Below are 26,293 nucleotides of genomic sequence, written 5' to 3'. Positions count from 1 at the left end.
AAATATTAAGTCATACTTTTTTTAAAGATGGATCAGCGGATTGTCCGTAAGAGAACTTTTCAACTTCAGCAAAGTCTGGTGATGGTTCCTTTATTCCGCAAACATCTTTATACATAATTTCGTATTCGAGTGCTGATCTTTCCCAACTGAACTCTTGGCTCATAGCTCTTTTTTGTAATAATTCCCAACTATTTTTATGCCTGAAGGCCTCCCAAGACCTAACCAAAGATGTATAGAAATCTATAGGCTCAAAGCGATCAAAGCAAAAACCTGTCCCACTATTATTTTCTGGATCATGAGGTAAAACAGTATCAACCAAACCTCCAACTCGCCTTACTATTGGCACAGAGCCATACCTCATAGCAAGAAGTTGACTAATCCCACAAGGTTCGAATCTACTTGGCATTAAGAATGCATCAGACCCCCCATATATAAGTCTTGATAAAGAATCATCATAGGTAAGGAATACTGAAAATCTTCCTGGGTAATCTAATGCCAGTTGCCATAATCCTGACTCTAAAGACCTATCTCCAGTCCCTAAAACAGCAATTTGCGAATCTGTATATGATAAAAGTCTTCTTGAGACTTGTAAAAGCAAGTCAACTCCTTTTTGATCAACTAACCTACTAACCATACCTAAAAGATATTTTTTTGGATTAACTTCAAGACCCATTTCTCTCTGAAGAATATTCTTATTTTCTTTCCTATTTTCTAGATTCTTGATACTAAAGTTTGAAGGCAAAACTGGATCTTTGGCTGGATTCCATTCATCAAGATCTATGCCATTAAGAATACCCCTTAATTTACCTGATATGTAATTAAGTAATCCTTCAAGGCTTTCCCCGTATTCATGGGTTTTAATTTCATCAGCATAAGTGGGTGAAACAGCATTTACTCTATCTGCATACAACATAGCCGCAGCCATTGTGTGGTCTCCATGCATATACCAAGGACACCAAGTCATTTTTTCTAGTTTCCATCTCCAAGGGCCTTGGTATTTTAAATTATGAATCGTGAAAACAGTGCTAATTTCAGGGTCCTGATGCATCCATACTGGAATCATTCCAGTGTGCCAATCATGGCAATGAAGGACTTGAGGTTTCCAACAATTCCAAGCAAATTCGGCTGTAGCACTAGCAAAAAATGTAAAACGCCAATCCTCATTCTCACCTCCATATATTTGGTCAGAGTCAAATGTTGGATGACCAACTAGGTAAATCACATAATTATGTATTGGATGTTTTGATTCATAGACAGAAAAATCAGTCCCCATAGTATTGGCGCTGAAAACAGGTTCATGCGATACCTCTAAATGACTCCACAACTTACCATAGCCTGGAATTATTACCCTTACATCGTGACCAAGTTTTATCAAAGATGGAGGTAAAGAACCCACTACATCTCCCATACCTCCAACTTTGATCATTGGAGCACATTCAGCAGCGGCAAGAAGAATTTTCATTAATAGTTATAAAAAAGTTCTTTTGAGAAAATCAACTAGGGAGTCCACTTATAGTCTGAAAAATCAGGTGGACGTTTTTCAAGGAAGGAATCTTTACCTTCTTGAGCTTCTTTAGTCGAGTAAAATAATTGAGTTGTGTATCCAGATAATTCCTGAATACCAGCAATTCCGTCATTTTCTGCATTAAATGAAGCTTTAAGAATACGAATAGCAGTTGGACTATTTCGTAAAATCTCTCTTGCCCAGATTACACCCTCAGCTTCTAATTCTTCAATCTTTGTAATCGCATTTATCAAGCCCATCTTTAGTGCCTCCTTGGAATTATATTTTCTACATAAAAACCAAATTTCCTTTGCTTTTCTTTGACCAACAACTCTAGCCAAATAACTAGAACCAAATCCGGCATCAAAGCTACCAACTCTTGGACCTGTTTGACCAAAAATTGCATTTTCTGAGGCAATGCTAAGATCACAAATTAAATGAAGAACCTGGCCTCCTCCAATTGCATAACCTGGAACTAATGCGATAACCACTTTGGGCAAACTTCTAATTAATCTTTGTAATTCCAGAACATTTAATCTTTGCTTACCTTCATCATTTTTATATCCATTTTCACCTCTAACACTCTGATCACCTCCAGAGCAAAAAGAATAAATACCTTTCTTATCAGGGCCCGCCCCAGTAAAAAGAACTACACCAATACTTTCATCATTTCTCACAATATTAAATGCCTCAATAAGCTCATCTACAGTTTGAGGTCTGAATGCATTTCTTTTTTCAGGCCGATTAATTGCGATTCGCGCAATTCCCTGATCTGATTTATGAAACAATATATCCTCATAAGACTTATATTGTGACCATTTTAAGGTAGTTTTTCCAGGTAAGACTTTCATGAATCCTAATTATTTTAAAATAGAAAATAATAAAATTTAACTGCCAATTATTTTTTCTAGAAGAGCATTTTTTTCATTAATTTCATTTTCCGGATCAATATCAACTTTAATTATGACAGATTTCTGAATACAAATGCTCCATTCGAGTGACTCTCGTAATTTTTTAAAATTTGTCACACTTTTAAAGTTTACTTGATATGCTCCTGCAAGTTTTTCCCAGTTTATTTTTTTAGGCATAAGAAATAGTTTTTTTAATTCATCTTCTTTTAGATTTTTCTTATAAAGACGGTTAAATATATTTCCTCCATTATTATTTATCAATAGAATTGTTAAATTTAAGTCGATTGAATTTTCAATAAGCCAGCCATTTATATCATGAACAAAAGCCAAGTCGCCAGTAACAAGAAGTAGAGGATTTTTAATTCTAGATATTCCTAATGCAAGGGATAAAGTACCGTCTATTCCAGAAGCGCCTCTAAAGCTGAAACAATTTCTTGTTAAAGTACAATTCTCAGAAAATGTAAGCCAATCTCTAATTGGGCTACTCGCTGAAAGCATAATAGGATTTTCAGCTGGCCAAATTTTTGGTACAAGATTGGCAAGCTTATACTCAGTTATTTGATTATTCTTTGTAATTTTCTCTTTTAGAATTTTCTTAATTTTTTCACCTTCCTCTATTAGATCTAGGGCTAAAGAATTTAGAGACTTTTTGTTTTTTTGATTAATTGATAAATCTGCTAATAATTGATTAACGAACTTTGTCAATCCAAACTCATATTCAAAGGATTTTTTTATGGGATCTAATTTTCTTAAGTTTTTTTCTTTAATAAGAATTTGATTACCTTCGAATCTTGTTAAAAACTTCTCCAAATCAATTGAGGATGACATTGGACCAAGCCTCAAAATTTGTTGACAATTGATGAAATTCTTATTTTTTCTTAAGACTAATTCCCAATTCACAACTAACCCTCTCAAGTCAGAATAAACTCCTGAAACAGGATCAGCGAATACTGGCCAACCAGTAATTTCTTGTAATTGTTCTAAAGATTTATTAAAAGAAGATAACTCATTTATGGAACCTTGATATGGACCCACCAAAATAATCCCTGATTCATCTAAATTTAAACTTTTTGAAATTTCAAAGAGTTTGTTTTTATTAGACATTATTTCATTTTTTTGAAAGACATATTTTTTCTTTAAATAAATTCTCTCAAATACCGCTAAAACACTTTTTTTATTAACAAAAGTGATGTCTAGAGGCTTATCGATAGGAATATTTAAATGAATAGGACCAGGGAAGGTTGATATTTCTTCCTCAATGATTTGCACTAAATTTAAAATTTCATTATCTTCTGTTTCATGAAGTCCATTGAGATTTGTATTTAAAACTCTTCTGCAAACAGAACTCAAGAAATCTTCTTGATTTACTGTTTGATTAGCCCCACAATCTTTTAACCTTAAAGGCCTATCAGCTGTAAGAAAAATAATACCTTTACAAGATCGGTCTGCCTCAACTGCTGCTGGCAATAAATTACTTACGGCAGTTCCAGAAGTGGTAATAACTAAAGAAAGATTACCTGATGCAGCAGAAATCCCAAGAGAGTGAAATCCGGCAGATCTCTCATCAATTGAATTAAAAATATTTACCAGTCCTAATTTATTTAATTCTCCTGCAGCTATTGCTAAAGGTGCTGATCTACTACCAGGACATAGTATTAAATTTTGAACTCCTATTTTTATAAGTAGATTTAAAAGTTGTAAACTTCTAAGAAAATTTTTGCTTTCAATAGATGATGTCATAATTTATATAAATGCTTTGGGATTTTTCCTTATAACTGAATTAAATAAAACATGTCTGCAACTGAAGAAAAAAAAAATTCAATAATTAAGGATTTTAAAAATCTTTTAATTTGGATATCTATTGCTTTAATTATACGATGGCAGGTTATAGAGCCAAGATGGATACCATCAGGTTCAATGCTTCCAACTCTGCAAATACAAGATAAAATTCTTGTTGAGAAAGTAACCCCTAAAATCACATCCAAATCAAATCTTTCAAAATTAAAAAATAAAATAGTTGTTTTTAATGTCCCCGAGCAATTAATTAATGCTGGTTATGGGAAAGATACTGCATTAATAAAAAGAGTAATTGGAATACCTGGAGACAAGGTAGAAGTAAGAGACGGTAACCTTTACTTAAATGATATTGCTCAAGAAAATTACGTTTTTGACAAAAATATAAATTATTCTATAGGGCCTTTAATTATTCCAGAAGAATCATTATGGGTTATGGGAGATAATAGAAACAATAGTATGGACTCACATATTTGGGGATTTTTACCCTATGAAAAGATTATTGGTAAAGCTATTTTCAGATATTGGCCGTTCAATAAAATTGGACCTATTCGGTTCCCTGCCCTTAATAATTTAGATTAATGGGTACGTGATGTTGTAGGGTTTTTATATCTTGAAGTTGTAGAAATGTTTAATCCAGAATTTCTTGCTACTGAAAATAATGATCCAAATGATGAGAATGATTTAATCCAATATTTACAAAAACAATCTCCGGAAGTTTTGCAAAGAATAGCAAAATCAGCTAGTGAAGATATTCAAGAAATTATTAGACATAATGTTCAAGGTCTTCTTGGAATGCTTCCTTCAGACCAATTTGATGTAAAAATAACATCTTCAAAAGACAACATTGCCAATTTATTATCTTCGGCAATGATGACAGGATATTTCTTAAGACAAATGGAGCAGAGAAAAGAGCTGGAACAAACTCTTAAAAATGATGAAAACATGTCTATAGAAGAATAATAGTTTTTAAAGATTAACTTCTTCAGGAATTATTCCTAATTCAAACAACTTTTTATATAAACCCATCAAGAATTTATTATCCTCTGGTAATTTATCCCATTTTTGGGAACTAATTTCATTAATTAACTTTTGACAGTCCTCTTTTGTAAATTTTATAGGTGCCGTAAAATGAGCTGGAATTAAATATTCCATATCTTTAAAACTCTTGATATTTTCTAACCATTTAATTAAGACCTCTTTTGAACGCGGAAAAATTAATTTTTTTAAAACTGGTGCTATCTGAATCTTTGGAATATCGTTTCCCATAATTTCAACTAGAGATGATTCCCAATCTGTATCCCATACAAAGGGATAAATACCGAAATGTGATCTCCAATTTCGGAGATCTTTTTTGAATGAATACTGAAAGATTTCTTTTAAAGTAGGAATATTTAATTTCCCTGGTTTCAAAAAAGATGAAAATAAGACTAACCTTTTCCAACCTTTTTTTCTTTGTTCAATGTTGTCAATTAAAGGTTCATCTCCTCTCTCTCTGGAATGAAAAAGAAGTGGAGTTGGATCAAAATCAAATATCTCAGGAGGATTGGAGTCAATTCCAACTATTGCATCCGTTACGTGAAGAGTTTTCGTTGAATAATGAAAACAGCTTATCTCCTGATATCTTCCAAGTCCTAAGTTAAGAGGACCCAATGAAGTCCATTGAAAGGAATCTGTATGTGGAGTACCTTCCTCAAAAAGTATTCTTGTTCTTTTTGATGGAATGCCTAAAAAATCTATAGGTAGATTTATAGGGAAACTCCACTGTCCTGGACAAAGCCAAATTTCTGCATCTTTAAAAATTCTTGAAAGAGCTGGAAGTCCGATTTTATGTTCTAGTCCAGAAGCACTTGGGAGAATTATTGTTTTTACTTTGCCGTGAATCTTAATTAATGTTTCTAACTCATTTATTAATTCTTTTGTAGGAGGCAATGGATTTATTAGCATCAACCCATTATCAACCTTTATTACCGTCATTCTTATTGGAACCGCGACATAATAAAGTCCCTGTATTTGTTCCAGAGACCATATTTGATCAGGAATTAATTCTCTTAAAATAGTTTTCTTTTTTCCATAAGGATATAAAGGAAATAATGGCCACCAATACCACTTATTATTTGAAATTTCTTCTACCATTATCATTTATACCCAGCAAATAATTTTTTAAACTTGAAAATTCCATATCTTGGAGCGAATAAAAAAGCGAATAAAAATATAAATGTTTGTGCCAAGACAATTGATCCACCTGTTTCAAGGTCAAACCAAAAGCTAACGTAGATTCCTATTACGCTTGAGATAATTGCACTTAATACTGAAATAATGGTCATATTATCAAACTGATCAGTAAGTAAATATGCTGTGGCTCCTGGTGTAATCAACATTGCGACCACTAAAATAATGCCAACAGACTGCAAGCCCACAACTGCTGCTAATGATAAGCATGTAAGGAGTAAATAATGAAGAAAAAATACGTTAATTCCAACTGTTTTTGCATGCCTAGGATCAAAACAATAAAGCATTAAATCTTTTCTAAAAATTGATAAGAGTATTACTACCAATAAAGAAATGAATAGGGTTTGCTTTACATCTGAAAGTGATATTCCTAATGGACTACCAAAAAGAATAGAGTGCAGGTCAATATTACTTTTAATCTTAGAAACCAATACGATTCCAAGCGCAAAAAATCCAGTAAATACGAGCCCAATAACAGTATCTTCCTTAACTCTGGATTTCTGCTTTATAAACCCTATCAATGCTACAGAACCAACTCCGAAAATAAATGCACCCAATGAAAAAGGGAGACCTAAAGCATAGGCGACAACAACACCAGGCATTACTGAATGTGAAACTGCATCTCCCATTAAAGCCCATCCTTTAAGAGTCAAATAACTAGATAAGAAGCCACAAACAGCTGCTACTAGTGAACTCATAAAAAGTGCTTTTCTCATAAAGTCATGAGTTAAAGGACCTGTTATGAATTTATCTACAGTTAAAAAAGAACAGAGCTCCATAATATAAATTTAGGACTCAGGTCCAAACAAGAAATCAGGTGAAATACCTCCAAAAGTGGTTGTTATGTTCTCAGGGGTAAACACTTCAGAAGTTTCTCCATAAGCTACAACAGTCTTATTTATTAAAAGAACTAAATCACAAAATTCACGGACATGAATCATATCATGAGTCGATAGCAAGATAGTTTTTCCCTCATTTTTAAATTGAATAAATAATTCTGAGATAAGTTTCTCAGTTCTTATATCAACACCTGAAAAAGGCTCATCAAGAAGCAGAATTGATGCTCTTTGCGCAATTGCTCTAGCTAAAAAAGTTCTTTTTCTCTGGCCTCCAGATAAATTTCCAATAGGTGTAGATAAATGCTCATTAAGATCAACTCTCTCAATAGCATCTTTAACCGCCTGAACATCAGACTCTCTAGGACACCTAAGAATATTCATCGAGCCATATCTTCCCATCATTACTACATCCCAAACATTTACTGGAAATTGACTATCAATTCCCTCATTTTGAGGAACATAAGCAATTGTCTGATCTTTTTGAGCAGCTCTTACAGACTCTCCATTTATTCTAATTTTTCCCTTCGAAATATTTACAAAACCGGTCAAAGCATTAAAAAAAGTTGTTTTACCTGCTCCGTTCATTCCTACTAATCCACAAATCTGGCCAGGTTTTAATCTTAAATTTGCATCATATAAGGCAACTTTGCCATTGTAATCTACGCAAATATTCTCTGCATCAATCCTAAAGTTTTGAAAATTGGTTGTTTCCATCATTTATAAAAGCCCTTTTTTAATAAGATTCAAATTATGCTTAAGCATTTTTATATAAGAACTAGCAGGGCCACTATCTTCAGATAATGAATCAACAAAAAGATCACCTCCAAAACTAGCGCCAGTTTCATTTACGACAACCATTTGAGATTCGTTACTTACAGTACTTTCGCAAAATACAGCTTGAACATTTTTGTCTTTAACTATTGAGATTGTTCTTGCCATTCTTTTTGGAGTAATTTGACTCTCAGCATTAACTGGCCACAAATAAACTTCTTCTAATCCATAATCATTTGTTAGATATGAAAAAGCTCCTTCACAACTTACTAGATACCTCTTCTCTTTATTTAAGTTATTAATAAAAAGTGAGAATTCTTTATCTATTGTAGAGAGTTTATCCTTATAGATTCTTCCATTTTCTTCAAATAATTCTCTTTTAGATGGCCTCAATTCTGATAAAGATTCCACAATAATATCTACGTAAAGCATCCCTCTTTTTGGAGAAATCCAGGCATGTGGGTTTGGTTTACCTTCATAAGAATCTTCACTAATAAAAATAGGATCTAGCCCTTCCGAAACAGTAATTCTTTTTACTTTTAAATTTGAAATAAATTTTTCTGCCCATAATTCAAATCCAAATCCATTATCAACAAAAACAAAAGCACTAGATGCTTTTACCAAATCGCTTGGAGTAGGTTGGTAACCATGAACTTCAACTCCAGGTTTTACTATTGATCTAACAATGAAATCATCTTTAGAAACATTTTTTATTATGTCTGCCAAGACAGTAAAACTTGCCAGTATTACTTCTTCATTTTGATTTTTATTTGATATTCTCTTACAGGAGCCTGCAGCCAAAGAAAGTAAAAGTATCGCAGTAAAAAAAATTATATTTTTTCTCATATTTTTTAATCATCCTCTGATTATGAATCAAAGGAAAGTTTCATAAGTGGTTTTCTAAGATCAGAAATAAATCCTTTCCAATTTATTTTTTCTTTTTCAAAAGCTTTTTCAACAATTTTCTCAGAATTTTTCTTTATAAAATCCAAATCAGGTTCTTCTACTCCTTTTGTTATTGCCATAAAATCGGCCAAAGAACTTGATACTACTCTTGTTAAATACGCAGCGCTAACAGCCTGAAATGTTCCAGAAACAAGCCAATTTGGGCCATGAAGTTTTGTTATTCCAATAAGAGTCTGTCCACTCCATTCAATAACTCCCTGAGCAATTGCTGTTTTTAAAACCTCTTTAGATACTTTATCTAAAATTTCGGGAGACCAATTACAGCCCCATATAGACTTGATTTCTTTAATCATTAAAGAATTTAATACTGTCATTGCCATAACATCAATTGACGGGATAGGCGATAAGAAAACAGTAGTGGCTACAAGAATTTGATTTTTTCTTTGTATGCCTTTTAAATGCATTCTTCTTATTCCCTCAATTTCAGATTGCCAAGTAGTATGTAGTTCTTTCAAGAGTCTTTTTTTTGTATTTTCAACATTTTTAGTAGAACTTATAAAAAACTTCCTTAAAGAAAAAGGTATATTTGCTATTTCATTTTTATTTAAATCAAAAGTAATTATTTTATTTATAAATTCACTTGAAATTTGAGATTTCAGGTCTTCTATCTGATTTTTGCCCTCTATTTCATTGGAAGTTAAAGCTACTAACCAAATTGGCATATTCTTAGGAAACTTTTCAAGCCACAAAAAATCATTTGCCGACAAAGGTAAATTTATAAAAAATAAGATTGCATCGCTATTCAAAGCCTCTTTTGGAATAAATTCAGAAGAATTATATTTAGGAAGTTTTTCGTACAAATCAAAGTCAAACTTTTCTGCTTTAAAATGACTTTTCAAAACAGATTGACAACTTTGATAATCTTTTTGTCCAATGCAACTTATTGTTTCTTTATCACATCTATTAAGAATCGATTTAAGTATTTTTTGTCTTTCTGAATTTTGTTTATCTAATTCATTTGTTGCTTCAAGTTCCTCAAAAAAATTTAAATCTTCATTACATAGATCTATCCAACCATCTAAATTATTTGGCTCATTAAATTTAGGCTTATCATTCTTCAAGTAAAAATATCCCCCTAAACACAAGGCAAAGAATCCTATTGAGCCCCCTGCAAAATTAATTAAATCACTGACAAACCATTCCCCAAAACCTAACAATAATAAAATAATAAGAAAATTTTTTTTAGGAAACTTTATGAAATCCTTTAAAAGGTTGTCTTTACTAATATCAAACACAATACTTTATTTCTCTAATTTTATTTTAATGCAAGTTGTGAATCAGAAAAGCAAAATTACATAAGTCGTTAATCAAAAGATAAATTTTTAAGGCTTTTAAAAAGACTTATTGCATAACTAGATGCTAAGTTAATAAACTATTTAAATAACTTAAGTAAAATCAAGATGTCTAATTCAAATTTCAGCAATAATCCTGGACAAGAAAATTACAGAGGTCGTTCTAATAATGAAAGATCTAATTTCAGAGATAGATCTGGAGGCAGAAGAGATGGAGGAGGATTCCGCATAAGATTGAGTGATAACGAAATGAAAGCCGTTAAATCAATACAAGAGACCTTTCAACTAAGATCTCCAGTAGCAGTTCTGGGTTTCTCTGTTAGAACTCTTAGCGAAATGATCAAAGACGAAAAATTGATTGAATCAATCAAAGAATATGCAAAAAATAACAAAAACTCTTCTCCGAATAGACAATCACAAAATCCTTATGAAGAAAAGACAAAAACAGCTCCTGATCCCTTTGCAAGACCTGTAAAAAATACATCAACTGAAGAAATCCAATCTAGCGAAGTAGAAGAGGATGGCAAATAAAAAAAGAATTCTTTCGGGAGTTCAACCAACTGGTGATTTACATATTGGGAATTGGCTTGGGGCTATAAATAATTGGGTTACGCTTCAAGAGCAATATGAAACATTTCTATGTGTAGTTGATTTGCACGCAATCACAGCTGCATATAATCCTAAAGAATTATCCAAGAATACTCTTTCTACTGCGGCTTTATATGTTGCTTGTGGAATAGATCCAAAGATATGTTCGATTTTTGTACAAAGTCAAATTTCTGCCCATTCAGAACTTTGTTGGATATTAAATTGCATGACCCCAATAAATTGGATGGAAAGAATGATTCAATTCAAAGAAAAATCCATACAACAGGGGAATAATGTATCTATTGGATTATTTGACTATCCAATCCTGATGGCTGCAGATATCCTTCTTTACGACGCTGACTTCGTACCAGTAGGCGAAGATCAAAAACAACATCTCGAACTTGCCAGAGATATTGCACAACAAAGAATTAATGCCAAATTTAGTAAAGATAAAAATATTCTGAAAATACCTCAGCCAATAATTATGAAGAATGGATCAAAAATAATGAGCTTAATTGATGGTTCAAAAAAGATGAGTAAAAGTGATCCTAACGAAGGAAGTAGGATCAATTTGTTAGATACTCCTGAAATAATCACAAAGAAAATAAAAAGAGCAAAAAGTGATAGCTCTATTGGAATAGAATTCAATAATCCTGAGAGAGCCGAATCTAAAAATCTTCTAATGATTTATTCAATATTATCTGGCAAAGAAATTTCTCAATGTGAAAATGAATTTTCCGAGACTGGATGGGGGACATTTAAAAAATTAATTACGGAACAACTTATAGAATCTCTAGAACCTATTCAAGAAAAATATAAGGTCTTAATTAATGATCCATATCAATTAAATAATATTCTCAAAGAAGGGAAAGAAAAGGCTGAAGATTTAGCAAATAAAACTCTAAAAAGAGTTAAATCTAAACTTGGATTCTTTGAGATGGATAAATAAATTATGCCAATAATTACCTTACCTGATGGTTCAAAAAAGGTTTTCGAAAAATCTGTAACTATTCTAGAAATTGCCAAAAGTATAGGCTCTGGATTAGCTAAAGCAACAATTGCTGGGAAAGTAGATGATGTTCTTCTTGATGCAACTCTTCCTATAAAAAAAGATTCCAAAGTTGTAATCATCACATCTAAAGATAAAGAAGGAATTGAAATAATAAGGCATTCTTTTGCTCATTTAATTGGTCATGCAGTTAAACAAATTTACCCTAATATTAAAATGGCAATTGGGCCTGTAATTGAAGATGGTTTTTATTACGATATTTTTTCCGAATACAGATTTACTCCAGAAGATTTAATAAAAATTGAAGAGCGAATTAACAAATTAATTGAGACAAATTATGACGTCAAAATTTTACAAGTTTCCAAAGAAGAAGCAATTAAAACTTTTAAAGAAAGAGATGAGACTTTTAAATTACGAATAATTGAAGAAATTCCTGAAGAAGATCTCATCAATTTATACAAGCATGAGGAATATATCGACATGTGTAGAGGGCCTCACGTACCCAACACAAGACATTTGAGACATTTTAAGTTACTTAAATTATCAGGTTCATACTGGAGAGGTAATAGTGAGAATGAATCATTACAGAGAATATATGGAACTGCATGGGCTAAAGAAAAAGAACTCAATGACTACTTAACAAGAATTGAAGAGGCAGAAAAACGGGATCATAGAAAACTTGGAAAAAAACATTCACTATTTCACATACAAGAAGAATCTCCAGGTATGATTTTTTGGCATCCAAATGGATGGACGATCTATCAGGTACTGGAAAAATACATAAGAGAAATACTTAAAAAAAATAATTATTTAGAAATTAAAACCCCACAAGCTGTTGATAAATCTCTTTGGGAAAAATCAGGACATTGGGAAAAATTTAGAGAAGATATGTTCACTACCGCATCAGAAAATAGAACTTATGCTATTAAACCAATGAATTGTCCATGCCATATTCAAGTATTTAATCAAGGTTTAAAAAGTTATAAGGATTTACCTATTCGTCTTGCTGAATTTGGTTCTTGTCACAGAAATGAGCCCTCTGGCGCACTACATGGATTAATGAGAGTAAGAAACTTTACTCAAGATGATGCACACATTTTCTGCACAGAAGAGCAAATTCAAGCAGAGGTATCTACTTTTATTGATCTTGTTTTCGAAGTTTATAAAACTTTTGGTTTTGATGAAATCATTATCAAATTATCAACTCGTCCTGAAAAAAGGGTAGGTAGTGAAGAGATTTGGGATAAATCAGAAGAGGCTCTCACCAAAGCTCTCGATAATAAGAATCTAATATGGGAACTCCAACCTGGGGAAGGTGCTTTTTACGGTCCAAAAATAGAATTCTCTTTAAAAGATTGTCTCAATAGGGTCTGGCAATGCGGAACTATTCAGGTTGATTTCTCAATGCCTATTAGATTGGATGCAACTTATGTAGATATTGATAATGAAAAAAGAAATCCAGTTATGCTTCATAGAGCTATTTTAGGATCCTTTGAAAGATTTATCGGAATCTTAATTGAACAATATGAGGCAAAATTCCCAATTTGGCTTGCTCCTTATCAAATAATTTTATTGAGCATTACCGATAGAAATAATAAAAAGTGTTTAAAGTTCAATGAATTAATAAATAATAAGGGTTACCGATCAAAAGTTGATATAAGGAATGAAAAAATAGGATATAAGATAAGGGAAGCAACTCTTGGGAGAGTTCCTTTAATTGCAGTTATTGGAGACAAAGAAGAGGAAATTGATTCAGTCGCCTTAAGAGCTTTGGATGGAAGAAATTTAGGAATTTTCAATTTACCTAATCTTTACAAATTAATGGACCAATTAATACAAAAGAAAGGGAGAACAGAATAATTTCAAATATATGAATTTTCTCGCTTGTGATCTAGGAGGTACAAAAGTTTTATTAGGAATCTTCTCTGAGGGTAATTATGATACTACTAAATTACTTGTTAAAAAAAAGTATATTTCTTCGCAATGGACTTCATTTGATTTGATTTTGGAGGATTTCCTCAAAAATGAATGCCGAAATTTTGCTCATCCATCTTCTCTTTGTTTAGCCGTAGCGGGTCCTATATCTAAAAACAACGCAAAGATTATTAATTTATCATGGAATATTTCTGTAAAAGCATTAAAAAACAAATTTAATTTTAAAAGTTGCGAGCTTATAAATGATTTCGCAGTGCAAATTTATGGAATACCTTTCTTAAAAAAGCATCAATATTCTACTATCCAAAATGGAGTAAATTCTGAAGGTGCCAATAAAGATTTGCATGCCATTGTTGGAGCCGGGACTGGTTTGGGTATGGCAAGAGGCATAATATCTGGAAGTAAAGTAAAAGTTTTAGCTAGCGAAGGGGGTCATATTGAATACTCGCCAAAGTCAGAATTAGAATGGGAATTAAAGATTTGGCTTAAGAATTATCTAGAAGTTGAGAGGATATCTTGTGAAAGAATTGTTAGTGGTACTGGTTTATCAAGAATAGCCGAATGGAGACTTAGCAAATCTGATGCCGAAAACCACCCTCTACAAAAATATTTTAAAGAAATTAAAATTTCTGATGCTTCGAGAAAAGAACTACCTGAAAAAATTTGCAAACTTTCAAAAGAAGGGGATCAGCTAATGATTGAAGTTGAGAAAATATGGTTAGGTGCTTATGCCTCCTTATTGGGAGATGTTGCTCTTCAAGAATTATGCTTTGGCGGGTTATGGATTTCTGGAGGGACCGCACCAAAACATTTCAAAAACTTTAAATCAGATTTATTTATAAAACAATATTTTGATAAGGGAAGATTAAAAGATATTGTTAAAGCAATACCTCTGAGAGTAATTTTAGATGAAGAGTTTGGATTTTTTAGTGCGGCCTGTAGAGCAAAAATGCTTTTAAAAACTACTTAACAAAATAATGTCTATTCCTGAAGTAGGTAAAAAAATAAGAGTTACAGTGCCTTCCACAACTGCTAATTTGGGACCTGGATTCGACTGCCTTGGCGCAGCATTAGATTTATATAATGAATTCATTTTCACAAGAATAGAAGGTGGTGGAGATAGATTTGATCTAATAATGGAAAGTACAGATGGTAATCACTTAAGAGGGGGGCCTGAAAACTTGGTTTTTAGAGCAGCTCAGAAAGTATGGGAAAGTGCGAACATGACTCCTTTTGCTCTTGAAGCAAGAGTTAAGCTTGCCGTACCTCCTGCACGAGGGCTTGGAAGTAGTGCCACAGCAATAGTTGCTGGACTAATTGGAGCAAATGCAATAATGGACTCCCCCCTTTCCAAAGAAAAACTCCTAGAACTTGCTATTGATATTGAAGGTCATCCTGATAATGTAGTGCCCTCTCTTTTGGGTGGGCTTTGTTTAACAGCCCGGTCATCTTCTCAAAGATGGAGAATTATAAGATGTGATTGGCACGAATCCATTAAAACTGTTGTAGCAATACCTGCTATTCGATTAAGCACAAGTGAAGCAAGGAAAGTAATGCCTAAGAATGTCCCCATAGCTGATGCAGTGACAAATATGGGGGCACTTACTTTATTACTAAATGGCTTAAAAACAGGGAATGATGAATTAATAAAAGAGGGAATGTTTGACAGGCTACATGAACCATACCGCTGGAAGCTTATTAAAGGCGGGCTAGAAGTCAAAGATGCAGCACTACAAGCAGGTGCTTTAGGATGTGCAATTAGTGGGGCTGGGCCAAGTATCTTAGCTTTGTGTAAAAAGGAAAATGGTAAAAGTGTAAGTCAAGCAATGGTAAAAGCTTGGGAGAAGTTAGGAGTAGCAAGTAGAGCTCCATTCTTAAACGTTCAAACATCAGGCAGTCAATTTAGCACTATCCCTGGTAAGTAGTTTTACTTAGGCATTTTTAATGTTATAGTCTCAAGCTAGTACAACTTCAACTAGAATAAAAAAATTATTCATTCAATAAATGAATTTAGAATCTTTTCCTTGGCTATCCTGTATTGTTTTACTGCCTTTAATTGGGGCATTAATAATGCCTTTCTTGAGTTCGAAGGAAGGAGAAGATAATACACTCCCTAGAAATATTTCATTAACTTTTTTATTTATAGATTTTTTATTAATAATTGTAGTCCTTTTACAAAAATTTAATACTGCAGATAGCTCCTTGCAACTTGTAGAAAGAGCTGCTTGGTTGCCTTCAATAGGTTTAGAGTGGTCTCTTGGTGTAGATGGATTATCTGCTCCTTTAGTCGCTTTGAGTGGATTAATTACATTTTTATCAGCCGCCGCAAGTTGGAAAATAAAGAAAAAATCTAATTTATATTTTGCTCTTTTATTAATTCAAGCATCAGCTCAAGCACTAGTTTTCCTCTCTCAAGATTTCCTATTATTTTTCTTAGCTTGGGAACTTGAGTTAGTTCCGGTATATCTTCTTATTGCTATTTGGGGAGGTAAAAAGAAATTATATGCAGCGACTAAATTTATTCTTTATACAGCTTTAGCATCTTTATTAATACTCATAAGTGGTTTAGCAATTGCCTTGAGTGGTGATACTTTTACTTTAAATATTACTGACTTAACCAATAAACATGTAACAGGAAGCCTAGCATTATTATCTTATCTGGGATTTCTAATTGGTTTTGGAGTAAAACTACCTATCTTTCCGCTACATACTTGGTTGCCTGATGCACATGGAGAGGCTAATGCACCAGTATCAATGTTGCTCGCGGGAATACTTTTAAAAATGGGAGGCTACGCTCTCTTAAGATTCAATGTTCAAATATTACCTGAAGTACATCTGCAATTAGCGCCTGCATTAATTATTCTAGGGATCATTAATATTATTTACGGAGCACTAAATGCATTCGCACAGGATAATGTAAAAAGAAGAATTGCTTGTAGCTCAGTAAGTCATATGGGTTTCGTTCTATTGGGGATTGGAGCAGTGGATGCATTAGGAATAAGCGGAGCAATGCTTCAAATGATTAGTCACGGACTTATTGCAGCAGCTATGTTTTTTGTTACAGGTTCATTCTATGAAAGAACAAATACTCTTTCGATTCCAAATATGGGAGGTCTAGCAAAGGTTTTACCAATAACTTTTGCTTTTTTCTTAGCAAGCTCTCTAGCTTCTCTAGCATTACCTGGCATGAGCGGTTTTATTAGCGAAATAACTGTATTTTTAGGCATTACTAGTCAAGAGGGGTTCAGCTCTCTCTTTAGATCAATCACAATTCTAATTGCAGCTATCGGTCTAGTTCTTACACCAATATATCTACTCTCGATGTGTAGGAGAGTATTTTTTGGGCCTAGAATTCCTGCACTAGCAACAGTTAAAGAAATGAATGGTAGAGAATTGACAATTGGTTTCAGTTTATTGTTGCCTACTTTAGTAATAGGTTTTTGGCCGAAAATCGCCATAAATTTATATGAATCTTCAACCAATGCTCTCAGTCAGCAGCTAACTTTAGCTAAGTTAATAGGCGTAATTTCAACATTAGTTAATTAAATTATTTTTAACAAATGGATACTTCAATCTTTAAATATGGAGAGTTACCAGAATTTAAAAAATTCACTCCCGAAACCATCAGTAAACAATTTCCAGTAGTACTAGAAAAGATAGCAGAAGATTTTAAAAACATAGAAAAAAATTTATCTAATTATTTGATTCAAAATGATTTGAACTGGGATAAAGTAATAAATCCTTTAAATGAAGTCAATGAAATTCTTAGGTGGAGTTGGGGAGTAATAAGCCACCTAAATGCTGTAAATAATTCTGAAAGTCTTAGAGATATTTATTCAAAATTTCTTCCAGAGATTATTAGCTTGAGTAACAAATTTGGACAAAGTAAAATAATTTACAATTCTTTAGTCAAGCTTAAAGAGACAAATAGCTTTGATCAAATCAAAAGCAGAATTTTAGATAAAGAAATTCTTGAGATGCAACATAGAGGAATTTCACTCCAAAAAAATGATCAAGAAAAATTCAACAACATTTCAGAAAAACTTGGAAAGCTGTCAACAGACTTCAGCAACAATATTCTTGATGCCACTAACAAATGGTTTTTAATTTTAAATAAAAAATCTGAAGTCGATGGTCTTCCCGAACGAGTACTCGAATTGATGGCAATTTCTGCACACAATCACTTAAAAAAAGATGGCGAATTTGATATTCAAAATGGGCCCTGGAAATTAAGTCTAGATATTCCAACCTATACATCGTTTCTGACATATGCCACCGACCGTAACCTCAGAGAAAAAATGTATAAGGCATTTGTAGGTAGGGCGTCTCAAGGAGAAAAAAATAATTCTCCAATCATTGAAGAGATATTATCTCTCAGAACTAAACAGGCTAATCTTCTCGGTTATAAAAGTTGGGCAGAACTAAGTTTGTCAACGAAAATGGCGAAAGAAATTAAAAATGTTGAAAACCTTTTAGAAGAATTGAGAGAACCAGCATATAAGACTGCAAAAATTGAATTAGAAAAGCTCAATAATTTTTCTAAAGCCAATGGGTTCCCAGAATCACAGAATATTGAGCCATGGGATATTAGTTATTGGTCTGAACTTCTTAGAAAGGAGAAACTCAATTTAGATCAAGAGTCTTTGAGACCTTGGTTCCCACTAAATGATGTCTTAAAAGGTTTATTTAAATTAAGCGAAAAGCTTTTTGAAATTAAAGTTGTCGAAGCAACTGATGAAGCACCTCTATGGAATGATGATGTTTTGTTTTTTAATATTTTTAATAAAGAAGATAACAAAATAGCATCTTTTTACCTCGATCCATATTCTCGTCCAGAATCTAAGAGAGGAGGTGCTTGGATGGATGAATGCTTGAATAAAAATAATGTTGGCAAAAAGACCCTACCGGTAGCTTATCTTGTTTGTAATCAGACACCACCATCAAAAGACAAACCTAGTTTGATGAGTTTTGAAGAAGTTCAGACACTATTCCATGAATTTGGCCATGGTCTTCAACACATGCTTACCACTGTAAATTTTCCTCAAGCAGCTGGCATCAATAATGTTGAATGGGATGCAGTCGAACTTCCAAGTCAATTTATGGAAAACTGGTGTTTTCATAAAAATACACTCTTGAATATTGCTAAGCACTATAAAACAGGAGAAAAACTGTCCAATGAGAATTTTGAAAAGCTTCTAAGAAATAGAACTTTTAATTGTGGTATGGCTACCCTTAGACAACTCCATTTTGCGATTACAGACCTCAGATTACACAGTAGTATTGACAAAAACGAAGGTAAAACAGCTGATGAAGTAAGAAGAGAAATTGCAAAACAAACTACTGTTATTGCTCCAATTCCAGAAGATCAATTTCTTTGTTGTTTTAGCCATATATTTGCGGGCGGATATTCTGCAGGATATTACTCATATAAATGGGCTGAGGTTCTAAGTGCTGATGCTTTTTCTATGTTCGAAGAAGCTGATCTAGAAAACACTGAAAATTTAAAGTTAATAGGAAAGAAATTTAAAGATACAATACTTAGCTTAGGTGGAAGCTTACCTCCATTAGATATATTCAAACTATTCAGGGGAAGAGAGCCACAAACAGCTTCCTTAGTAAGACATTTGGGTCTATCTGGAGCTAAATAATAATTTCACCGATTATTTTCTCAATCACAGATTTATTCCTTACTAGATTTCTATGTTTATAGACTTTTACTGATATTTTTTTCCCTAAATTTAAATTAGTCCACCAACCAGGGAAAACCATTAGATCCCAATGAGTAAAGAAATTTATACACTCGATATCATCAAGAAAAAAATCACTCTTTGCCAGTTCTATCAAAAACTTACTATTTATTTTCATTTCTGATATTCCTCTAAAAGGGTATTTAGGTACTAATTGAGCCATTAATGTTCCTTTGTGAGGAGAACCTATAGATATAAATCTTCTTGTTCTTTTATAACCATTAAATTTTTGAATCCAATACCTACCAATTATCCCTCCCATGGAGAATCCCAAAATATCTAATTCTTTTGCTAAACCATATTTCTCTAAAATTAATTCATTTAATGTATTAGTCAAATCAAAAATTGAAGTCATTCCATATGAATGCTTAAGAGTTGGGGCAAAATATTCAATTCCAATATCATCAAGTTTTGAGGTAATAGAAGAAAAAATACTTGAAGTATTCCAAAGACCATGAATCAATATAATAGGATTTCTTTTTTCCAAAACTTTTACTTATTTTCAAGAATTCTTACTATTGACACCTTCCCATCAAATCCAGTTATTGGTGGATTGCATTTTGTCAGAATGATTTTAATTTTAGAAAGATTAAACTCCGCATCAATAATTTCTAAAATTGAGCTTGAGTATTTTTCGATTGTAAAACAATATATTTTCTTTGATTGATCTTTTAAAATTTCAACTAATTTTGAATAATCAACTGTTTTTTTAATGTCATCATTTAAAGTACATTTTTCAAAATCAGTCCACAAAAATATATCTAAACTAAAAAGTTGTCCTAAATTCCTTTCTTCATCAAGAACGCCAACTCTCGCCCAAAGTTCAATTTTCTCAATTTTTATAAATGTTTCCATCTTCAAAAATCTTAAAGATCCTTATGAGTATAGATAGCTTTGCCAGATGAAAAATCATCAACTATATTCCCATTTCCTTTTAGGAAATATTTATATGTAACTAGACCCTCTAGGCCTACAGGTCCTCTTGGGGGCAAAGTTTGAGTAGATATCCCAACTTCAGCTCCGAATCCATATCTAAACCCATCTGCAAACCTAGTAGAACAATTATGAAAAACACCTGCACTATCAACTACATTCATAAATTTATTAGCAGTACTTAAATTTTCAGTGATTATTCCATCTGTATGTTTTGAACTAAATTTTTGAATATGAGAGATTGCCTCATCAAGATTCTCAACAATTTTTATTGATAAAATTAAATCTAAATATTCAGTTTGCCAATCTTCTAGACTAGCCTCATAACTTAGCCCTAATTCAACAGATCTTTTATCTCCAATTAATTTAACATCATTAGCATTAAACAAAGGTATGGCCTTTTCTAGAAAAACTGGTGCAATATCTTTATGCACTAATAAAGTTTCAATAGCATTACATGCTGCAGGATATTGAATTTTACTGTCCAAAGAGACTGATAGAGCCATCTCCAGATTTGCCTCATTATCTATAAACAAATGACAAATTCCATCCGCATGACCTAGCACAGGAATTCTTGTATTCTCTTGAATAAATTTAACTAATTCATTACTTCCTCTTGGAATTATTAAATTAATATATTTCTCAAGACTTAACATCGACATACTATCTTTTCTGTTTGTAAGTAAGCATATTGCATTTTTATCAAGACCTGATTTATCTAACCCCTGCTGTAATGCCTTGACTATTGCAGTATTTGTTAAATTAGCTTCACTACCGCCCTTTAGCATTACTCCATTCCCTGATCTTATTGCTAAAGAACTAATCTGCATAACAGCGTCCGGTCTAGATTCAAAAATAACCCCTAAAACGCCAATAGGCACTGTTTTTCTTTCTAGGATCAATCCATTGGAAAGCTCTCTTTTGATTTGAACTTGATTTACAGGATCCGCCAAGTCTCCAACTTTTCTTACTCCTTCAATACCTGTATTTAATTTTTCTTTTGATAACTTTAATCTAGAAAGTAAAGCCTTAGAAATTCCTTTCTTTTCTGCTATTTTATAATCATCAATATTAGCCTCCAAAATTTCTTTAGTATTTTTTTCTAGATAATCAGCCATAAAATTTAAGGCTTTAATTCTAATTTGATTTTCAGCCTGACTTATTTTTAATGATGCCAAACGAACTTGATCAGCTTTTTCTAAAAGATCATTACCTGGTTTAGGAACTTCAAAGATATTGGTCATAATTTTTTCTAGTTAATTTAATAATAATTCAAATTAACGATTCTTTAAACTAACTTTCTTTCTGAATTAATATCTAAAAAATAATTGAACTTGACTTTTCCAATCCCCATTAGCATCATAAGAACCTAATAATTCTAAGTTTGGATTAGCCTGAAAGGTCAAAATTCCTGTAGGTGAAAGGTCATCTCTACCTGGAACGGTTTGAAAGGCAAAATTTATCGCATCCGTAATATCAAGTCCTAGTTCAGCTACCCAAGCTTGAGAAGAAAATTCCTCATTAGAAGATGATTGTCCATCATCTTCTATATCTAAACTTTCATTAGAAAAAATGTTATTAAGAGAATCATTATTTTCTATTAAAGCTGGATATAAAGATAACTGAAATCTTTCACTAAAAGCATCCGCATTATTAAGTTGAGAAATAAATGCTCTATTTATTAAATTTGCGGAGTTACCTCCAATTAAGCCTATTATTTGTGACCTGTTATAACTTGGAGTGCTCCTTAGTTGGATTCTTTTATTTTCATCTTCAAAAGATAATTGATCTAGAAATCCTTCGTAGGAAGCTTCAATTTTGATAAGCCTTGTATTGCCAATTCCAAACGCTCCAAAACCACTTGAAGTCTCATCTGCATCAAGATCAGCTGATATAATATTCGAATCCTGATTATTTTCACGTATAGGTATTATGGAATCTGGAACTTTACTAACTAAAGAAAAGTTAATAAATGGAACTACACCACTTCTTGATGCAAATAATATATAATTATCTTTATTTTTATCAAGTTTAAACGGGGTAGTATATAGATTCGCTCTACCTTTTTTAAGATAAATAAGCCCCCTAGCATTTAAATCTTTTCCTACAGTTCCATTTATATTAAGGTCTAATTTGGTATCTAAATAAGCTTGAACTATATCTGAATATTGAAGTTTAAATTCTGGTCCAAGCTTTAATTTAAGATTATTAAAACTCAAATCATTCAAATAATTAGGCAAATTTTCTCCTAAAAGAACGGAATTTAAAATTGTTTCATTTGAAATTATTTCAATATTTTTATTGTTATTCCAATAAAGTTCTGGCCAATCTTTTTTTTCCTCTTTTCGTTTAATATTGACTTCTTTTTTATTATTTTGATTGGTGCTATTAAAATTAATAAATCCATTATTAAAAGATAGATATCCACCCAAAACAGGACTTTCAAATGATCCACTTAAATCGATATTTGAATCTATTAAAAAATTAAAATTATCTTTCTTTAAAGTGAATTTGTTCGTTTTCAAATTAATCTCAGCCTTCTCTAAATCATTTTGACTATAAAAAGGCAAAGACCCTCTTATAAAAATATTTCCAGAATCTTCAACCTGTGCTGTTAGATTCTTGATCTCTAAAGTATCAAAATCAAAAATTATCAGGCTATTAATGTCTTTTATTATATTGTTATAAAAATCAATTTCAGAATCTTTAATTGCGACAAATCCATTTAAGATAGGCTTATCTAGGGTTCCTTTTATTATCATTCTAAGATTCACATCACCTTCTTTAAAGGTAAAGTATTCATCAGCGAAAATATCTATTAACTCAATAAATTTCCCATTCCCAATCAATCTTAGATCTAAGTTATCTGATTTATTTATAGGTATTGAGCCTTTAATATCAATTGGTACATCAGAGTCATTTATTAGCAAGGAAAAATCAATATCAAAAAAAGAATTATTAAATTCAATTAGTCCTCTATTAAATAATATTTTGTTATTTTTTATTGATGAATTATTGGAAGAAATTTCACTAGAGAAAGATTTTTTATCAAGATCATAAAGTAAATTCATATCCAAACCACCAAGAAAATCTCTTGGTTTTTTCAAAAAGATATTTGCAGCACTTAGTGGTAGTTTTTCGATGTTTAAGGAACCTTTACCTGTTAACAATCCTCCTTTCAAATCAATAGAAAATTCCTCTTTATTATTTTTGTAATCATCTCCAGAGACATCAAGATAGCCATTTAATTTTGCATTTAATTTGTAATTGAGTGGACTATCGCCCTGAATAGTTATTTTTCCATTGTATCTACTTCTGAATTTACTTAAATATTTCTGCAAATTAAATTTTTCCTCTAGCGCATTACTATTTTCAAGAAAGTTTTTTATAAAATCGATCTTCTCTTTAAAGGAATTATTGACTTTATTTATTTCCAAATCATCCAAAATATTCGATTTACTTATTGGAATACCTTTTTTATTATCAAAGTTAAAAATATCAACCGCTGTGAGGATAGTCCAACTGGTACTTATATTGGTGAATTCTGAATTGATTAAATTATTTTTATTTGAATCATATTCGACTTCAATTATGCCTCCATCGATTGGATACAATGAAGAACTTACATAATAAGAATTATTTTTGAAGCTGAAATCAAATAATGAATTCGCTAACTTAATATTTCTATATTTACCTAAACTCCATGCGAGTCGCCCATCAAGATAAGTCCCATAAGAAGATATTGATCCAGCACCATTAATAATTCCATTAATTCTACCAAATTGATTTTTGCTTATAGACAATTCAAGTTCATCAAGAGGAAAATTATCAGCTCTCCAATTGTAACTATCATCCTCTTTGACTATCGCTATAGTCCCTTTATTAGAGTTAAAAACTCTTACAAAATTTGCGTTATCTAATTTAAGCTCAGAATCAAACTTAACTGAAAGAAACGAAGGGATTGGAGAATATCTATTTTTCATATTTAGCAGAAATTCATTATTATCATTTTTTATATCTCCCTCCCATATTTCTCTAATGCGGATACCTTTATAGTGAGGATAATCAAGATTAAAGTTTATCGAAATATCAGGATCACTAATTTTTCCTTTTAATTTTCCTTTAGCAGTAATGAAACCCCTGATATCATTATTTCGGAAAATATTTAGATTAGATAACTGAGTTCTATTTATTCTAAAACTAGAATCTATATCACCAAAATTAATACCTCTTCTATCAAACCAATAAGGAATATTACCAGATAATTTTATATCTGGATTCAAACTATCAATGTATCCAATACTTCCTTTAAGATCAATATTATTAGAACTTTTATTTAATGGAACATTAAGACTAAAATTTGAAGTTAAAGTTCCATAATTAAGTTTTTTTGAATATCCAATTAAATTATTATCTTTACAAAAAAAAGTAGTTGTATCTGAATTTATATTCTCTGAGAAAGCTTCGGGTGTAATTTTTAAATTAGTAAAAGAAAATCTTCCTTTGCAAAATGTTTCAGTTGATAATTTATTAAATTTAAAGTTAGATTTAAAATTTCCTTTTTTAAAACTAATTTTTCTATTCCCAATAACATATTCAGAATTCTCAAGATTTAAGCCCCTAGAAAATAAATCCAGCCTTAAAAAGTCTTGATTTAACTTTGTATTCAATTTAAATTTTAAAGACCCATTATCATCAAAATTTGATTTTACATTTGCAATGATTTGCCTATTACTTGACTTATAAATAACATTACCACTGACTTTTGTTTTTAATCCTGCATTTTTAAGCTTCAGAGTTGAATATTTATTAAATTTAAAATTCAATTCATACTTTGATTTTGATATTTTTTTAATTCGAGCATTTTCATAAGATTTTTCCCTTTTAAAAAAATCTCTATCTATATTAATTTCAGCTTGCTCAGGCCTTATTTTTACTACCCATTTTTGTTTAAAAAAAGATCTTAAAGGCATAATACCTACATATAAATTTTTAGTTTTAATGCCAGAATCTATATTTTTTTTATCAATAATTTTTGAATTCCCCAAAGAAAAGCCTAGAAATCTAATACCGGAATAATTACCTAAAGTAACCTTTTTATTTATAAAATTCTCAATACTATCTTCAAGTTCTGATTTCCTAGAATTATAATTATCTCTTATAAAATTATTTAATAAAAAGGTGCCTAAAAATCCTAAGGACAAAATAATTCCTCCTAATAGAATTTTTGTATTTAAATTTAGAGATCTAATTTTTTTCAAGTTAGAACCCAAAAATAGAGTAGGCTTACAAAATATAAGAAATTAATTAGGTCAAGGCCACTAAATGTCTTTTTTTGAACTATTGGAGAATACACCCAAAATCTTTGGATTCTTTGGAATATTCCTTTTTATTTGCACAGTAGCAGCTTTTATATTTAATTTTGGTTTTAAATTTCGAATAATAGGAGCAACCATTTTCTCATTATTACTTTCTTTAAGTAGTTGGGCATTTATACAAAGTTATACCGATAAAGTAGTGATAGAAGATGCAAAATATGTCCCAATTGTTTATGATAACGGGTTTGATTTGATTATTGCTAAAGCAGAAGATGACTTCCCAGAAGAGTCTATTGAACCCACTTTAGAACAATTATCGAAAAACCTCAGGAAAGGTAGCAGGTCTGGTGCGAACGTAAAAATAAAGATAAGGAAACTTGAAAAAATTTCAGATGGTGTAAGTAAGCCAGTGGTAATTGGAGAGGTTCAAAAAAATGTCAAAATGAATTAGTTT

The 26,293-nt window shown here is 31.6% G+C and carries 22 protein-coding genes; 10 read left to right on the top strand and 12 right to left on the bottom strand.

The window, feature by feature from the left end; all coding sequences use genetic code 11:
* Positions 1–10 precede the first annotated feature (10 nt).
* Genes glgA through menD form a run of 3 tightly spaced genes read right to left on the bottom strand, consistent with a single transcriptional unit; the run spans position 11 to position 4,155 of the window.
* Entirely contained in the window at positions 11–1,462 is a 1,452-nt protein-coding gene (gene glgA / locus HA146_RS03140; protein ID WP_209108112.1) for a glycogen synthase GlgA, read from the bottom strand.
* 35 nt (positions 1,463–1,497) lie between these two features.
* Positions 1,498–2,355, bottom strand: a complete 858-nt coding sequence (gene menB / locus HA146_RS03135; RefSeq protein WP_209108111.1) for a 1,4-dihydroxy-2-naphthoyl-CoA synthase — start codon at positions 2,353–2,355, stop codon at positions 1,498–1,500.
* A gap of 36 nt (positions 2,356–2,391) precedes the next feature.
* Positions 2,392–4,155 (bottom strand): 2-succinyl-5-enolpyruvyl-6-hydroxy-3-cyclohexene-1-carboxylic-acid synthase, encoded by a 1,764-nt coding sequence (menD, locus tag HA146_RS03130; RefSeq protein ID WP_209108110.1) that lies wholly within the window; start codon positions 4,153–4,155, stop codon positions 2,392–2,394.
* 51 nt (positions 4,156–4,206) lie between these two features.
* On the opposite strand from menD, the gene lepB reads away from it, so the two are divergent.
* Both lepB and HA146_RS03120 read left to right on the top strand, forming a co-directional pair.
* Positions 4,207–4,791 carry a signal peptidase I gene (lepB, locus tag HA146_RS03125; RefSeq protein ID WP_209108109.1) on the top strand — a complete coding sequence of 195 codons (585 nt, stop codon included), beginning with the start codon at positions 4,207–4,209 and terminating at the stop codon, positions 4,789–4,791.
* A 45-nt stretch (positions 4,792–4,836) separates the two neighbouring features.
* Complete coding sequence (locus tag HA146_RS03120; RefSeq protein WP_011376161.1) at positions 4,837–5,172, top strand: DUF760 domain-containing protein; 336 nt, start codon at positions 4,837–4,839, stop codon at positions 5,170–5,172.
* A gap of 6 nt (positions 5,173–5,178) precedes the next feature.
* Here the strand turns inward: HA146_RS03120 and HA146_RS03115 are convergent, their stop codons facing one another.
* The 5 genes from HA146_RS03115 to HA146_RS03095 are packed head-to-tail and all read right to left on the bottom strand — an operon-like array spanning position 5,179 to position 10,252.
* Entirely contained in the window at positions 5,179–6,351 is a 1,173-nt protein-coding gene (locus HA146_RS03115; RefSeq protein WP_209108108.1) for a DUF4336 domain-containing protein, read from the bottom strand.
* On the bottom strand, positions 6,348–7,220 hold the full coding sequence (locus tag HA146_RS03110) for a metal ABC transporter permease (protein WP_209108107.1): 873 nt from the start codon (positions 7,218–7,220) through the stop codon (positions 6,348–6,350). Before HA146_RS03110 ends, HA146_RS03115 begins: the two co-directional genes overlap by 4 nt.
* A 9-nt stretch (positions 7,221–7,229) precedes the next feature.
* Positions 7,230–7,994, bottom strand: a complete 765-nt coding sequence (locus HA146_RS03105) for a metal ABC transporter ATP-binding protein (RefSeq protein WP_209108473.1) — start codon at positions 7,992–7,994, stop codon at positions 7,230–7,232.
* Between the two features lie 3 nt (positions 7,995–7,997).
* Positions 7,998–8,897: a metal ABC transporter substrate-binding protein gene (locus tag HA146_RS03100; RefSeq protein WP_209108106.1), complete on the bottom strand. Its 900-nt coding sequence runs from the start codon at positions 8,895–8,897 to the stop codon at positions 7,998–8,000.
* Positions 8,898–8,917: 20 nt separating this feature from the next.
* Positions 8,918–10,252 carry a DUF697 domain-containing protein gene (locus HA146_RS03095; RefSeq protein WP_209108105.1) on the bottom strand — a complete coding sequence of 445 codons (1,335 nt, stop codon included), beginning with the start codon at positions 10,250–10,252 and terminating at the stop codon, positions 8,918–8,920.
* Between the two features lie 165 nt (positions 10,253–10,417).
* On the opposite strand from HA146_RS03095, the gene HA146_RS03090 reads away from it, so the two are divergent.
* From HA146_RS03090 to HA146_RS03060, 7 genes are all read left to right on the top strand, one after another.
* A complete protein-coding gene (locus tag HA146_RS03090; protein ID WP_209108104.1) occupies positions 10,418–10,840 on the top strand; it encodes a hypothetical protein in 423 nt (140 codons plus the stop codon).
* Positions 10,830–11,846: a tryptophan--tRNA ligase gene (gene trpS, locus HA146_RS03085; protein ID WP_209108103.1), complete on the top strand. Its 1,017-nt coding sequence runs from the start codon at positions 10,830–10,832 to the stop codon at positions 11,844–11,846. The genes HA146_RS03090 and trpS overlap by 11 nt, the downstream gene beginning before the upstream one ends.
* 3 nt (positions 11,847–11,849) lie before the next feature.
* Positions 11,850–13,766, top strand: a complete 1,917-nt coding sequence (gene thrS, locus HA146_RS03080) for a threonine--tRNA ligase (RefSeq protein ID WP_209108102.1) — start codon at positions 11,850–11,852, stop codon at positions 13,764–13,766.
* Positions 13,767–13,776: 10 nt separating this feature from the next.
* Entirely contained in the window at positions 13,777–14,811 is a 1,035-nt protein-coding gene (locus tag HA146_RS03075) for a glucokinase (RefSeq protein ID WP_209108101.1), read from the top strand.
* A gap of 7 nt (positions 14,812–14,818) precedes the next feature.
* Positions 14,819–15,766, top strand: a complete 948-nt coding sequence (gene thrB / locus HA146_RS03070) for a homoserine kinase (RefSeq protein ID WP_209108100.1) — start codon at positions 14,819–14,821, stop codon at positions 15,764–15,766.
* Between the two features lie 79 nt (positions 15,767–15,845).
* Positions 15,846–17,387: an NAD(P)H-quinone oxidoreductase subunit 4 gene (locus tag HA146_RS03065; protein ID WP_209108099.1), complete on the top strand. Its 1,542-nt coding sequence runs from the start codon at positions 15,846–15,848 to the stop codon at positions 17,385–17,387.
* 14 nt (positions 17,388–17,401) lie between these two features.
* Positions 17,402–19,489, top strand: a complete 2,088-nt coding sequence (locus tag HA146_RS03060) for a M3 family metallopeptidase (RefSeq protein ID WP_209108098.1) — start codon at positions 17,402–17,404, stop codon at positions 19,487–19,489.
* Here HA146_RS03060 and HA146_RS03055 read toward each other — a convergent pair.
* The 4 genes from HA146_RS03055 to HA146_RS03040 all read right to left on the bottom strand — a co-directional run bounded on the left by HA146_RS03055 (position 19,482) and on the right by HA146_RS03040 (position 25,782).
* Positions 19,482–20,075: an esterase/lipase family protein gene (locus tag HA146_RS03055; RefSeq protein WP_209108097.1), complete on the bottom strand. Its 594-nt coding sequence runs from the start codon at positions 20,073–20,075 to the stop codon at positions 19,482–19,484. The genes HA146_RS03060 and HA146_RS03055 overlap by 8 nt on opposite strands.
* A gap of 5 nt (positions 20,076–20,080) precedes the next feature.
* Positions 20,081–20,443 carry a dihydroneopterin aldolase gene (locus HA146_RS03050; protein ID WP_209108096.1) on the bottom strand — a complete coding sequence of 121 codons (363 nt, stop codon included), beginning with the start codon at positions 20,441–20,443 and terminating at the stop codon, positions 20,081–20,083.
* Positions 20,444–20,454: 11 nt separating this feature from the next.
* Positions 20,455–21,765 carry a glutamate-5-semialdehyde dehydrogenase gene (locus HA146_RS03045; protein ID WP_209108095.1) on the bottom strand — a complete coding sequence of 437 codons (1,311 nt, stop codon included), beginning with the start codon at positions 21,763–21,765 and terminating at the stop codon, positions 20,455–20,457.
* A 66-nt stretch (positions 21,766–21,831) separates the two neighbouring features.
* Complete coding sequence (locus HA146_RS03040; protein ID WP_245157404.1) at positions 21,832–25,782, bottom strand: translocation/assembly module TamB domain-containing protein; 3,951 nt, start codon at positions 25,780–25,782, stop codon at positions 21,832–21,834.
* Between the two features lie 64 nt (positions 25,783–25,846).
* Between HA146_RS03040 and HA146_RS03035 the strand changes: the two genes are divergently transcribed.
* The gene (locus HA146_RS03035; protein WP_209108094.1) at positions 25,847–26,290 is read left to right on the top strand and encodes a DUF2518 family protein; all 444 of its coding nucleotides are present in this window, start codon (positions 25,847–25,849) and stop codon (positions 26,288–26,290) included.
* Positions 26,291–26,293: the final 3 nt, after the last annotated feature.

This window comes from Prochlorococcus marinus CUG1416 (genome assembly GCF_017695965.1).
Classification (GTDB): Bacteria; Cyanobacteriota; Cyanobacteriia; order PCC-6307; family Cyanobiaceae; genus Prochlorococcus_A.
The sequence above is the reverse complement of the archived record's forward strand: the minus strand, read 5'-3'. Positions and strand labels throughout refer to the sequence as shown.